This is a genomic window from Vibrio sp. Vb1166 (assembly GCF_033338695.1).
Taxonomy (GTDB): domain Bacteria; phylum Pseudomonadota; class Gammaproteobacteria; order Enterobacterales; family Vibrionaceae; genus Vibrio; species Vibrio alginolyticus.
This window is the reverse complement of record NZ_JAWOTE010000052.1, coordinates 1-13,704: the sequence shown is the minus strand read 5'-3', so window position 1 is coordinate 13,704 and position 13,704 is coordinate 1. Positions and strand designations below refer to the sequence as shown.

Annotated in this window: 13 protein-coding genes and 1 tRNA gene; 9 read left to right on the top strand and 5 right to left on the bottom strand. The window is 45.7% G+C overall.

What is annotated here, in order from left to right; translation table 11 throughout:
- Nucleotides 1-2: 2 nt before the first annotated feature.
- Both R7E51_RS23590 and orn read right to left on the bottom strand, forming a co-directional pair.
- A tRNA-Gly gene (locus R7E51_RS23590) sits at nt 3-75 on the bottom strand.
- 156 nt (nt 76-231) lie between these two features.
- Nucleotides 232-777, bottom strand: coding sequence for an oligoribonuclease (orn, locus tag R7E51_RS23585; RefSeq protein ID WP_017635574.1), 546 nt, complete (start codon nt 775-777; stop codon nt 232-234).
- Nucleotides 778-906: 129 nt separating this feature from the next.
- Between orn and rsgA the strand changes: the two genes are divergently transcribed.
- From rsgA to R7E51_RS23565, 4 genes are all read left to right on the top strand, one after another.
- Nucleotides 907-1,971, top strand: coding sequence for a small ribosomal subunit biogenesis GTPase RsgA (gene rsgA / locus R7E51_RS23580; RefSeq protein WP_025768798.1), 1,065 nt, complete (start codon nt 907-909; stop codon nt 1,969-1,971).
- 116 nt (nt 1,972-2,087) lie between these two features.
- Nucleotides 2,088-2,945: an archaetidylserine decarboxylase gene (asd, locus tag R7E51_RS23575; protein ID WP_017821837.1), complete on the top strand. Its 858-nt coding sequence runs from the start codon at nt 2,088-2,090 to the stop codon at nt 2,943-2,945.
- Nucleotides 2,946-3,110: 165 nt separating this feature from the next.
- The gene (locus R7E51_RS23570; RefSeq protein WP_005386418.1) at nt 3,111-4,526 is read left to right on the top strand and encodes an SLC13 family permease; all 1,416 of its coding nucleotides are present in this window, start codon (nt 3,111-3,113) and stop codon (nt 4,524-4,526) included.
- 132 nt (nt 4,527-4,658) lie between these two features.
- On the top strand, nt 4,659-5,546 hold the full coding sequence (locus tag R7E51_RS23565) for a DMT family transporter (protein WP_005386417.1): 888 nt from the start codon (nt 4,659-4,661) through the stop codon (nt 5,544-5,546).
- An 86-nt stretch (nt 5,547-5,632) separates the two neighbouring features.
- Here the strand turns inward: R7E51_RS23565 and gpmM are convergent, their stop codons facing one another.
- Complete coding sequence (gene gpmM / locus R7E51_RS23560) at nt 5,633-7,165, bottom strand: 2,3-bisphosphoglycerate-independent phosphoglycerate mutase (protein WP_005386416.1); 1,533 nt, start codon at nt 7,163-7,165, stop codon at nt 5,633-5,635.
- Nucleotides 7,166-7,712: 547 nt separating this feature from the next.
- Here gpmM and R7E51_RS23555 point away from each other — a divergent pair.
- From R7E51_RS23555 to R7E51_RS23535, 5 genes are all read left to right on the top strand, one after another.
- Nucleotides 7,713-8,147: a rhodanese-like domain-containing protein gene (locus tag R7E51_RS23555; protein ID WP_017821835.1), complete on the top strand. Its 435-nt coding sequence runs from the start codon at nt 7,713-7,715 to the stop codon at nt 8,145-8,147.
- 225 nt (nt 8,148-8,372) lie between these two features.
- Nucleotides 8,373-8,837: a protein-export chaperone SecB gene (gene secB, locus R7E51_RS23550; protein WP_005386410.1), complete on the top strand. Its 465-nt coding sequence runs from the start codon at nt 8,373-8,375 to the stop codon at nt 8,835-8,837.
- Between the two features lie 195 nt (nt 8,838-9,032).
- The gene (gene gpsA / locus R7E51_RS23545) at nt 9,033-10,070 is read left to right on the top strand and encodes an NAD(P)H-dependent glycerol-3-phosphate dehydrogenase (protein ID WP_005381474.1); all 1,038 of its coding nucleotides are present in this window, start codon (nt 9,033-9,035) and stop codon (nt 10,068-10,070) included.
- A gap of 78 nt (nt 10,071-10,148) precedes the next feature.
- Entirely contained in the window at nt 10,149-10,970 is an 822-nt protein-coding gene (gene cysE / locus R7E51_RS23540; protein ID WP_005381475.1) for a serine O-acetyltransferase, read from the top strand.
- A gap of 27 nt (nt 10,971-10,997) precedes the next feature.
- Nucleotides 10,998-12,143, top strand: a complete 1,146-nt coding sequence (locus R7E51_RS23535; protein ID WP_005381476.1) for a murein hydrolase activator EnvC family protein — start codon at nt 10,998-11,000, stop codon at nt 12,141-12,143.
- A gap of 73 nt (nt 12,144-12,216) precedes the next feature.
- On the opposite strand, the gene R7E51_RS23530 is transcribed toward R7E51_RS23535, so the two are convergent.
- Nucleotides 12,217-13,173, bottom strand: a complete 957-nt coding sequence (locus R7E51_RS23530; protein WP_017821834.1) for an acetyltransferase — start codon at nt 13,171-13,173, stop codon at nt 12,217-12,219.
- 144 nt (nt 13,174-13,317) lie between these two features.
- On the bottom strand, nt 13,318-13,704 hold a 387-nt coding region (locus R7E51_RS23525), incomplete at its 5' end, for a TetR/AcrR family transcriptional regulator (protein ID WP_318128327.1).

Below are 13,704 nucleotides of genomic sequence, written 5' to 3'. Positions count from 1 at the left end.
GGAGCGACACACGAGGTTCGAACTCGTGACCTCAACCTTGGCAAGGTTGCGCTCTACCAACTGAGCTAGTGTCGCATCAACAACGTTTCCGCTGTTTAGGGCTGCGAATTATAAGAGCATTTTTTTGTGATGCAAGTCCTTCCTTCAAAAAAACTTTATTTTTTTACTGAACGACGAAAAAGCAATCAAAAGCGATATAAATTACAACAATTTGGATCGCAACCTTAACAGTTAAATCTTGAAAATAGTACCTCGATAGTACTTAAGTTCTGCGATGGACTCACGAATGTCGTCCAAGGCCAAATGTGTTCCCTGTTTTGTGAACCCATTTAGCACCTCAGGTTGCCAGCGACGTGCTAGTTCTTTAAGAGTACTAACGTCAACATATCGGTAATGGAAGAACTCTTCCAACTCAGGCATATGCTTGTATAAAAAGCGACGATCCTGCCCAATGCTGTTACCACATATTGGCGACGCCCCTTTTGGCACCCATTTTTCTAAAAATTCAATGGTTTGTGCGACTGCGTCTTGTTCTGAGATTTGACTGTTTCGAACGCGCTCCACCAAACCGCTTGCCGTATGCGTATTAGTACACCAGTCGTCCATTTTCGCCAGTTCTTCTTCCGGCTGATGAATCGCTAACACTGGACCTTCAGCCAAAATATTTAGTTCGCTATCCGTGACAATAGAAGCAATTTCGATGATTTTGTGCGTTTCAGGATCAAGCCCTGTCATCTCTAAATCAACCCAAATTAGGTTTTGATCGCTAAAGGACATGGTTACGCCGCCTATTTGTTTATCGATAAAAGAGGTACTATACCTCAAAATACGAGAAACACGATACTCATACACGGAGCCAAGAGTACGGCTCAACCATTTGAGTAAATTCACATAAAGTACAGAATTGTGGCAAAGAAGAAAAAGTTAACCAAAGGTCAGGTGCGACGCGTACGTAGCAACCAACAAAAGCGTTTGAAGAAGCAAGAAGAGTCCATCCAGTGGGATGAAAACATGCTAGGCGCCAGCAAGCAAGGTCTCGTGATCACTCGTTTTGGTCAGCACGCGGACATTGAAGACCTTGAAACAGGCGAAATTCAACGCTGTAACCTCCGCCGTGGTATTGAGTCTCTAGTATCTGGCGATCGTGTTTTATGGCGCGAAGGATTGGAGTCTATGGCGGGCATCTCTGGTGTTGTTGAAGCGGTAGAACCTCGCTCTTCAGTGCTCACTCGTCCAGATTATTACGATGGCCTAAAACCCGTTGCAGCCAATATTGATCAAATGGTCATTGTCTCTTCGGTATTACCAGAGCTATCGCTAAATATTATTGACCGCTATCTCGTTGCATCAGAAACACTGAATATTGCGCCATTGTTGGTCTTAAATAAAGTCGACCTTCTAGAAGCCGATGACCGTGCAATGTATGAAGAATGGCTCAAAGAATATGAACGTATTGGCTATAAAGTGCTTCTGGTCAGCAAGAAGTCTGGAGAAGGCATTGCTGAACTAGAAACCCTACTGCGTGATCGAATTAATATCTTTGTTGGTCAATCAGGCGTAGGGAAATCCAGCTTAGTCAACGCGTTAATGCCGGAACTAGAGAGCGAAGTGGAAGAAGGCGAAGTCTCTGAGAACTCTGGCTTGGGCCAACACACCACGACGGCTGCACGTTTATACCACATTCCAACGGGTGGCGATTTGATCGACTCACCTGGAGTACGTGAATTTGGTCTTTGGCATTTGGAAGCAGAAGAAGTAACAAAAGCATTCGTTGAATTTCGACCATATTTAGGCGGTTGCAAGTTCCGAGATTGTAAACACAATGATGACCCAGGCTGCCTTCTACGCGAAGCTGTCGAGAACGGGGAAATTAACGAAACTCGCTTTGAAAACTATCATCGCATTTTGGAAAGCATGGTTGAAAACAAAGCAAATCGTCAGTATTCACGTAATAAAAAAGCCGATCTGTAATTGAGTTAAGGCTGTAACTGTGTAAAAAGTCTTCACCTAATACTGACAAGCAAATTAAATTTCAGTAACATCACGCGCCCTAAAGCGCGAATCTAACAGAAGTATCGGAATTAAAGATGGACAAGTTTAAAGTTGGACTGCAGTACTGGATCCCACAACACGGCCTCACTCGCCTAATGGGTAAACTGGCTTCAGCAAAAGCTGGCGGTCTAACAACAGCAGTTATTCGTTGGTTTATCAAACAATACAATGTGAATATGGATGAGGCAAAGCACTCAGATCCTAAGCATTTTAAAACGTTCAACGAGTTTTTCGTTCGTGAGCTAAAAGAAGGCGCACGCCCAATTTCTGAAGGCGAAAACGTCATCACTCATCCAGCCGACGCTTGTGTTAGCCAGTTTGGCCCTATTGAAGATGGTCAACTTATCCAAGCAAAAGGTCATCACTTCTCAGCACAAGAATTGCTGGGCGGTGACGCGAATTTAGCTGACGAATTTAAAGATGGTTCTTTTGCGACATTGTACCTATCTCCGCGCGATTACCACCGTGTACACATGCCATGTGACGGCACTCTGCGCCAAATGATTTACGTACCAGGTGACCTGTTCTCAGTAAACCCTCTGACAGCAGAAAACGTACCAAACCTATTTGCACGTAACGAGCGTGTGGTGTGTATCTTCGATACTGAGTTTGGTCCAATGGCACAGGTGCTTGTTGGTGCGACAATTGTTGGTAGCATTGAGCAAATATGGGCTGGCACGATCACTCCGCCTCGTGGAAACACTGTCTACAAATGGGATTACCCAGCAGAGGGTGACAAGGCCGTGATCTTGAAAAAAGGCGAAGAGATGGGCCGCTTCAAACTGGGTTCTACTGTTATTAACCTGTTTGCCAAAGACGCGATTGAGTTTGACGCAAGCATGGAAAACGGTAAGCCAACCGTTATGGGCACACCTTACGCCTTAAAAAATTGAGTAAAACACCGTTAAGAGCCCTTTATTCAGGGCTCTTTTTATTGATAAAAAGCAAAACTCCGTTCGAAATTTAGCCTCTATTTCTCAAACTCATACCTGCCTCTAAGACCCTCATTCCACAATCAATTATCCTGCGCTTAGAATGAATATTTAGAGGGGCAGCCAATGCCAAAGATGAGTGTAAACACGTTGGCGAAATTGCTGGTGTGCTTTTTAATTCCGCTCGGTGTTTTGATGATGCCGATCGATGCTATTCCTATTGACGATCTCACTTTAATTCAGCATCGCCTGTTAGCTATTTTTCTTCTTGCTGCCCTACTTTGGGTTCTCGAGCCGGTTCCCGTTTTTGCTACGTCCATTCTTATTATCGCTCTTGAACTGATCATGATATCGGATAAAGGTTTGCATCTATTTCGCAATCCACCAGCGGGGCATGATTTAGGAGAGTTAATTGCTTACACCGATATTTTCTCGGCCTTCTCTTCACCGATCATTATTCTTTTTATGGGTGGTTTTGCTCTTGCGATTGCGGCTTCCAAATACGAGCTCGACAACAACCTCGCCCGAGTTCTATTAAAACCATTCGGCACCCAACCTAAGTTCATCATGCTGGGCTTGATGTTAATTACCGCCGTTTTTTCAATGTTTATGTCCAATACTGCCACGACCGTGATGATGCTAGCCCTGCTTGGCCCCATCGTCGCTTCAGCACCTAAAGGGGATTTAGGCATTAAAGCACTGGTGTTGTGTATTCCAATTGCAGCGAATACAGGCGGCATTGCGACTCCGATAGGCACGCCACCTAATGCGATAGCGCTTCAATATCTCACTGGAGAAAACGCGATAGACTTCCTATCGTGGATGACAATGGGTCTACCCTTTGTGTTGGTACAACTCACTGTAGCTTGGTTCTTGTTGCAAAAGCTGTTTCCGTCTAGCGAACCAGAAATGAAACTAAAGCTAGATGGTACATTCAAAAAGAGCTGGCGTGCGATCGTCGTCTACATCACTTTTGCACTAACCATTTTGCTTTGGATGACAACGAAAGTGCATGGCATGAATACATATGTTGTCGCGATTATCCCACTAGCAGTGTTCACGTTAACGGGCATTATGGGAAAAGAAGAGCTCAAGCTGATTAACTGGGATGTTTTATGGCTGGTTGCCGGTGGTATAGCAATTGGTATTGCCTTAGACAAAACGGGCTTAGCCGAAGCATTAGCGCACGCCATTGATTACAGCCTGCTATCACCATTTGCCGTTGTTTTAGCCCTATCAGTAGTGTGTTGGTTAATGGCGAACTTTATGTCTAATACCGCAACGGCAAACTTATTGATGCCTATTGCTGCCGCTATTGGTACATCCATGCCAAGCCTTATTGCGGTTGGTGGCCTACAAGGTTTACTGGTTGTCGTCGCCTTCTCCGCATCACTTGGCATGATCTTACCGGTTTCCACACCACCAAACTCTTTGGCTTATTCAACAGGCCTCATCGAGAGCAAAGACATGGCGAAAGTGGGGCTGATTCTTGGTTTGATTGGTCTACTTATCGTGTATGGCGCAGTTTTGGTACTGTTTTAATCGAAGAGCTCCATGAAAAAGCGTGTTGTCATGGAGCTGCTCTCCAGCTACTGCCCTTACAGAGCGGCTTTTACATCCCATAAATTTCGTGCATATTAAGACTCCTCTACTCTACAAGGACGTCGACACATCATGGGTTACGAATGGCTTGCTTTATGCGCCGCTTTTCTGTGGGCAGTTTCTAGCCTAATTTCGGTCATTCCTGCACAACACCTAGGCGCATTTTCTTACAGCCGCTGGCGTATGGGCTGCACAGCCGTGATCTTATCAACAATGGCCTGGATAACTGGCGGCTGGTTAACGGTTTCTTGGGAACACGTAACGCCAATGATGGCCTCAGGACTGATTGGTATTTTTATTGGCGATACCGCTCTATTCGCGTGTTTGAATCGTATGGGGCCAAGACAAGCCGGGTTACTCTTCTCTTGCCACGCCGTGTTCTCTGCCATCTTGGGCTACTTCTTATTTAGCGAAGTCATGACCACAATAGAACTACTGGGCGCATCATTGGTATTTAGCGGCGTGGTGATGGCGATATTCTTTGGCCGAAGAGGTCAAGTGAATAACGTCTTGGAAGACATTAAAGGTAACATCTGGGTGGGTATTGGACTTGGCTTAACCGCAGCAATGTGCCAAGCATTGGGCGGCATCATCGCCAAGCCAGTAATGCAAACCAGTATTGACCCAGTTGCGGCTTCTGCTATTCGAATGATCAGTGCCTTTTTCGCCCACAGCATGTTGTTAATTCTAGGAGTCAAAGTCGCTCGCTCGACGCAACACATTACTTGGCGCATATTTGGTATTACTGCCCTTAATGGTTTCTTGGCGATGGCCGTCGGCATGACGCTAATCTTATACGCACTGCAAGAAGGAAATGTAGGTATGGTTGCACTTCTATCTTCAACCACGCCAATTATGTTGCTACCACTGCTCTGGATTTACACTAAACGCCGACCAAACCGATTTGCATGGTTGGGCGCAGCCCTAGCTGTGATTGGTGCGGGCATTTTGGTTCAGTAACCTTACAGACCAGCCCTTATTGCCAGATACAAAAAAGCCCGAGTTTAAACTCGGGCTTTTGTCATTCGGAGCCGTTAGTTAATTATTTATTTAACTAATACTTCACCCGTCATTTCTGCTGGGATTTCTAGACCAGCTAGAGAAAGCATGGTTGGTGCAAGGTCAGACAGTTTACCGCCTTCTTTGAATTCAACCGCTTTGTCACCTACATAGATTAGAGGTACTGGTAGGTTAGTGTGAGCAGTGTGGATGCCGCCAGTTTCAGGGTCGATCATCATTTCTGCGTTACCGTGGTCCGCAGTGATCAATAGTTGACCGCCAACTTCTTTGATTGCTTCAACCACTTTACCCACGCTTTCATCTAGAGCTTCGATTGCTTTCTCAGCCGCTTCATAAACGCCAGTGTGACCAACCATATCTGCATTCGGGTAGTTACAGATGATGGTATCGAACTTACCAGACTTGATAGCCGCAACCATCTTCTCTGTTAGTTCTGGAGAGCTCATTTCAGGCTGCATGTCGTACGTTGCAACTTTTGGAGAAGCAACCAACTGACGCTCTTCGCCTTCGAATTCGTTCTCAACACCACCGTTGAAGAAGAAAGTCACGTGTGCGTATTTCTCTGTTTCAGAGATACGTAGCTGAGTTTGACCTTGTTTAGATAGCCACTCACCGTAAGTGTTTTCTAGAGACGCAGGTGGGAATGCGATAGCTAGAGGGATATCAGCCGCGTATTGAGTCAGCATCACAAAGTTGATTGCTGGGAATACTGCACGCTCAAAGCCGTCAAATGCAGGAACGAATGCACGAGTGATTTGACGTGCACGGTCAGCACGGTAGTTCATGAAGATAACCGCATCACCATCTTGCATGATTGCGTCTTCTTGACCTTCTGCTTTGATAGCTGTTGCTTTAACGAATTCGTCGTTTTCTTCACGAGCGTAAGCCGCTTCTAGACCTGCAACTGCCGTTTCTGCTGTGAACTCAGCTTTAGCTTGAGTTAGAAGATCGTAAGCAACTTGGACGCGATCCCAGTTGTTGTCACGGTCCATTGCGTAGTAACGACCTACTAGAGAAGCAACGCGGCCTTTACCTAGTTTCGCAAATAGGTCTTGGAAACGTTGTAGTGAGTTTTCAGCACTACGTGGTGGTGTGTCACGGCCGTCTAGGAAGCAGTGTAGGTAGATTTTCTCTGCGCCACGCGCCGCTGCCATTTCAACTGCAGCGTAAATGTGGTCTTCGTGAGAGTGAACACCGCCTGGAGACATCAGGCCCATGATGTGTACTGCTTTTTCAGCTTTCACAGCAGAGTCGATTGCTTCAACTAGCGCAGGCGTTTGTTCGAACTCACCATCCGCAATTGATTTAGTGATACGAGTCAGGTCTTGGTATACAACGCGGCCTGCACCAATGTTAGTGTGACCAACTTCAGAGTTACCCATTTGACCATCAGGAAGGCCAACATCCATGCCTGAAGCAGAGATTAATGTGTGTGGGTTATTCGCAATCAGAGCATCCATTACTGGTGTTTTCGCATTCGCAATTGCGTTACTTGCTGTGTCTTCACGGTAACCGTAACCGTCAAGGATAACTAGAGCCAGTGGCTTCTTAGCTGACATAGTGATGACCTCATCAAATTTAAGTAACTTTTGGCGTAGGGCCTCGCTGCCCTATCTAACCTTGAAACAAAACTAGCGTAATTTTACTACACTTTTTAACCAAAACTGTAGGTTAAGATCAAATAATGTTTGCGATTTATTGTTGCTATCTTACAAGTTAAGCGAACAACGAGTCAGTGCCGACAAACGTGTTCCACAAGCATAGTCATTTCTAATACGCTTTGTACACCCCAGTCTAAGTTCGGTTTTCTTACGCTTCTCATTCTTATTTTTGCACTTGAAACAGTGCTAATTTAAAGCAACATCAAACAAGATGGGTTAATACTTATTGTTCTCTTTTCTCAGTAAAACAGAAGTCACTTAAACCGATAAGTCCAATAGGCCAAAGCAATCAAGCTACCAGAGCGAAATGTACGGATAGTAAGGGCATAACGGGTTTATAGAGATCTCAATTATTCGTTAGAAAATTTTAACCCTCTCGCCTAAGAGCCGTAACCTCGCTATACTCCTGCTTTATTTTTCCGCCAACAGCGTAAGAGCTCAAGACATGCAAGAGTACATTGAATTTTTCCAACAGAACATGATTCTATCTTTGGTTTGGGTAGGTCTTCTTGTCGCCTTTATCATGAACATCGTGAAGTCAGCGACAGCCGCATACAAAGAAATCAACGTAAACCAACTGACTCATCTTATGAACCGTGAAAACGGCGTTGTAGTGGATATCCGTACCAAGGACGAGTTCAAAAAAGGTCATATCACCGACTCACTTCACATTTTACCGTCAGACATCAAAGCGGGTAACTTGAGTAGCCTTGAAAACCACAAATCAGACCCAATCATTGTGGTATGCAAGACAGGACAGACCGCTCAAGAAAGCGCAAACCTATTAGTAAAAGCTGGCTTCGAAAAAGTGAGCCTACTAAAAAATGGTTTGATTGCGTGGAACGAAGCGAACCTGCCGTTAGTTCGCGGTAAAAAGTAGGAACGTGGCAAGAACGAAAGTTCGCGTTTAAACGCGCTTTTACCAAGCCTCGCGGACAAAAAACTGAGCAAATTGAAAGCAGTTGGAGCACTAAGTTGTGACGCTTTGCACGTAATACACGCTTCATCTAGTCAAGGTAGATTGGCTCAGTTAGTCTCAGGACATACCAGTTTTCTGAGCTTAGACGTTTCTAGGCTCAACAAATATTGATTTAAGGATTAAAAAATGGCTGAAGCAGCACCTCAAGACGCACAACAAAACTTCGCAATTCAACGCATCTTCCTAAAAGACGTTTCTTTTGAAGCGCCGAACTCTCCAGTAATTTTCCAGAAAGAGTGGAACCCAGACGTTAAACTAGACCTAGACACTCAAAGCCGTGAGCTTGGTGAAGGCGTGTACGAAGTTGTTCTACGTCTAACCGTTACTGTGAAGAACGAAGAAGAGACTGCGTTCCTATGTGAAGTTCAACAAGGTGGTATCTTCACTGCTGAACAAATGGAAGCTGGTCAACTTGCACATTGCCTAGGCGCATTCTGCCCGAACATCCTATTCCCATACGCTCGTGAAACTATCTCAAGTCTAGTCGTTAAAGGTACGTTCCCTCAACTGAACCTAGCGCCAGTAAACTTTGACGCGCTATTCATGAACTACCTACAACAGCAAGCTCAACAAGGCGAAGCTGAAGCGTAATTCACGTTTTATAAGTGACGAATAGCCACAGTGCTGACGTCACCGAATCAAATAAAATGCACAGAGCGTCTACCATCCGATGCAATGTGCATTTTTTATTTCTGACAAAAGTTCCTAGTTCCTAATCGCCAGAAGGCGTAAAATTTGACGATTAGGAACTAGATTCTACTAGTAGCAAGACAATTAGGCGGTAGCATGACACAAGCAAATACAAACAATGCTTACGGTAAAGACATCGCAATGACTGTGATTGGCGCAGGCTCATACGGCACCTCTTTGGCAATCTCACTCGCTCGTAACGGCGCGAACGTTGTCCTTTGGGGACACGAGCCAGAGCACATGGCTCGCCTAGAAGCAGACCGAGCTAACCATGCCTTCTTACCAGGTGTTGATTTCCCTGAAAGCTTGATCATTGAATCGGATTTAGAAAAAGCCGTTCAAGCAAGCCGAGATTTGTTGGTTGTGGTTCCAAGCCATGTCTTTGGCATCGTGCTAAACAGCTGTAAACCATTCTTGCGCGAAGACTCTCGCATCTGTTGGGCAACCAAAGGGCTTGAACCTGAAACGGGGCGCCTACTGAAAGACGTTGCTTATGACATTATCGGTGAAAACTACTCACTAGCAGTATTGTCTGGCCCAACGTTTGCGAAAGAGCTCGCAATGGGTATGCCGACTGCAATCTCTGTTGCGTCTCCAGATTCTGAATTTGTTGCGGATCTACAAGAAAAAATCCACTGTAGCAAAACCTTCCGCGTATACGCCAATAGTGACTTTATTGGTATGCAATTGGGCGGCGCTGTGAAAAACGTTATTGCGATTGGTGCGGGTATGTCTGATGGTATCGGTTTTGGCGCCAATGCTCGTACCGCATTAATTACTCGTGGCTTGGCTGAAATGAGTCGCCTTGGTGCTGCGCTGGGTGCACAGCCAGAAACCTTTATGGGCATGGCGGGTTTAGGCGATCTTGTCCTGACATGTACCGATAACCAATCACGTAACCGACGCTTTGGCTTGGCATTAGGCCAAGGTAAAGACGTTGATACGGCTCAAGAAGAAATTGGTCAAGTGGTTGAAGGTTACCGCAATACAAAAGAAGTATGGCTACTTTCTCAACGTATGGGTGTTGAGATGCCGATAGTTGATCAAATTTATCAAGTATTGTATCAAGGAAAAGATGCGCGCTTAGCAGCGCAAGATTTACTTGCTCGTGACAAAAAAGCCGAAGGAAAGTAGCAATCTACCGCCCTTTGCAGCTCATCTGAGAAAAATTGAAGTTGTCGGGTCACGGAAGAACCACTCTGGATATTGAGAATGAAACACTGCGAAAAACAAAAAGTCTGGAACAAAATTGTCTCAGAAGCCCGTGAAATGTCAGAACAAGAGCCTATGCTGGCAAGCTTCTATCATGCCACCATTATCAAGCATGAAAGTTTGTGTGCCGCTCTGAGTTATATTCTGGCTAACAAATTGAACACCGCTTCCATGCCAGCGATGGCTGTGCGTGAAGTGGTTGAAGAAGCCTTTGCGGCTGATCCAACCATCACTGACGGCGCGGCTTGTGATATTTGTGCCACGGTCAATCGCGACCCTGCTGTTTCAATGTACTCAATGCCATTGCTGTACCTAAAAGGCTATCACGCACTGCAAGGCTACCGAGTAGCAAACTGGCTGTGGAAGCAAGGTCGTCACGCTCTTGCGACTTACCTACAAAATCAGATTTCGGTAGCATGTCAGGTCGATATCCACCCTGCAGCGCGCATTGGTAGTGGTATCATGCTCGACCATGCAACAGGCATCGTGATTGGTGAAACTGCCGTGGTCGAAAACGACGTGTCTATACTGCAAGATGTCACCCTTGGTGGTACTGGTAAAGAATGCGGTGATCGTCACCCGAAAATTCGCGAGGGTGTGATGATCGGAGCTGGTGCAAAGATTCTTGGCAATATCGAAGTCGGTGAAGGCGCGAAAATCGGATCTTGCTCTGTGGTATTGCAAGCCGTGCCTCCTCACACAACGGTGGCTGGCGTGCCTGCAAAAATCGTCGGACGTCCAAAAACGGACAAACCCTCTCTCGATATGGATCAAGGCTTTAACGGCAAGTCGCAAAGCTTTATCCATGGAGATGGTATTTAATCGTCAACAAACCTTTTTGACAACAACGTGGTAGGTAACTCTCAAGTGCGAAAACAAAATCACCCTGTTCTACGCTCGGCTATTTTATTAACTTGTGCTTTATCTGCCACTTATCCCATTACCTCCTCTGCTGTGAGTCAGCAAGAGCTCAAAGGCGTATCCAGTGAGATAAGCCGTCAGCGCAAATCGCTCTCTTCCCAAGAAAAGCAGCTCAATGAGTTACAGAAATCACTAAAAGATCAAGAGCTTGGTATTTCTAAGCTTGAGCGTGAAATACGACAAACCAAGTCTAACCTCGCACAAGCAGACAAAAACATAGAAAACCTGGAAGAGAAAATTGCCTTGCAAGAAGCACAGCGTCAAGAGCAAGAAGAAGAACTCAAACAGCTGCTGCAAACGTATTACGTAACCGAGCGAGCGAAGGCCAATGGTCACTTGTTAAATCAAGGTGTGGAAGAAGACCGCATGAGCCAATACTTCCAGCATTTAGCTAAAGCACGTGCTGAAGTGATTGATGCGATCACCAAAATAACCCAAGAATTAGCGCACAACAAAAACCAGCTCGAGCTAGAAAAAGAGCAAATCGAGACTCTGCTCAAGCAGCAATCCGAAAAACGTACAGCGCTAGCGAGTACACAATCCAAGCGTAAGCAAACCCTGAATAAAATTCAGAGCAGTATCAAGAATGACAAACGCTACTTAGCCGAGCTGCAACGCAACGAAACCCGTTTAAAAGCAGAGATCGCCAAAGCAGCGAAGCGTAATGCGGTGCCAATGGACGGACTCGGCAAACAGCGCGGTAAGTTGCCTTGGCCACTCAAAGGCAGTGTGTTACACAACTTTGGTACGCGACAAACTGGGCAGGTAAACTGGAAGGGTATGGTGTTGTCTGCCAACTATGGTCAACAAGTGAAAGCCGTTTATCCTGGTACTGTCGTATTTGCTGAGTATCTGCGCGGATACGGTTTAGTGGTACTGCTCGACCACGGCAAAGGTGACATGACCCTCTATGGTTACAACCAAGCCTTAACTAAAAAAGAAGGCGACCGAGTCACCGCCGGCGAAGTGATTGCTCTCGCGGGTGATACAGGTGGTCAAGACAGACCATCGCTGTACTTTGAAATTCGTCGTAATAGTGAAGCGCAGAATCCGAAATCTTGGTTAAAACGCTGATTATCTGACTCATAGACTTATAATAAAAAAGGAGCCACTCGGCTCCTTTTTTGTATTCATATTTTGGAAAATGCTATGCGTAGTAGGTTTCTACCGCATCAATAAAAGCATTCACATCATCTTTGCTTAACGCGTTGATTCCTGCCGCCGCCTCTCGCCCCCCACCTGTCGGGAACTGACCACACACGGCAACGGCACCTTGTTTATTGTTTAATGGGGCGCGGAGTGAAACCGTATAAGTACCATCTGCATTTTCAGTAAGTACCGCATGCGCAGAGTCAGGGGTTTGGTTTGCTAGCCAGTTGCCATAAACACCACTGATTCGGCGTGATGCCGCCGTGTTTGGTAACTCAAACAACTTCAGCTTACCACTCTCATGCATGGCAGGCACTGCGAGAGCCGCCTCCATGTCTTGTTGGTAAGCCGATTGCAATTGGTAGTATGGCGAGGCCGTATCTTCAATAGCTTCAAATGGTGACGTGTACTTCAGCAAAGCTCGGTACAGCTCCGCAGGGTGAAAGTGTAAATCTTCGACCTTCGATCCGTAGCCGTTGTAGTTAATTAAAGTACCCAGCTCTTTTAGCTGCTCTTTCTGTTGCTGCAACAAGCCCGCGTTATTCGCTAACTCATCGGCTTTAGCAATCATGTTATCGCCATAAGCCGCCGTAATCGCCCAGTCATGAAAACGCCCATCAAGCAACTTATCGACAATCAACGCCGTGCACATGTTGGCATCGAGATCGATGTGCGCATCCAAATTACCATGCTGAGGAATGTCGCCCGCTTTGTGATGATCGGCGTAAAAGACGTGCGCGCCTTGAGCCAAAGCTTGCTCTAGACCTGCCATGTTCTTTTCCATCGAAATGTCTAACACAGTCAGCTCATCACCCGCTTGCACGTCTACTTTTTCCACCAGCTTGATGTCGCGCTTTACACCGGTTATTAACTGGGCATCGACAGGATCAGCCAAACGCAATTGTAGAAGAGCAATGATGCCATCAGCATCACCATTAAAAATGTCGTAATTCATGGGGCGATAGTTCCTTTATCGAGAATCTTATCCCTGCAAGGGTTTTTAGCGTATGGGACTATTGTGCGTGGCATATTTGACAAGTCAACTCGAGCCACGACTCGAAAATGAGAGTGACTCTCGAAATATTAAGCAGTTTGACGTTTAACTGTGTAGATTGCTAACCGCATCTTCTAATAACAGTAGCTGCTCTAAGCCCTGCTCAGTTGCTAATGGCTTAACGACATTAAGCATCTGCAACATCCCTTGCTTCACCATTTGCTCGGTAATGTTGGTTTTTGAAGCCATCGCGGATTGATACGCCAACCAACTACACGCAATCAAGTGCAATGTACATACCAATGACTTCAACTGTTGTTGATCGACATTCAACAGCTTCATCGTTACGAACTCTTGCATAATAGCAATGAGGTTCGCTTGCAGCTTCTCTTGCACATCGATGTACTGTTCGTGTAGCTGTTCATCTCGTGACAAGATTTCTGGTAAGTTTGCGTAGAAAAAGCGGTATTTCCACATCAAGGTAAAAATAGA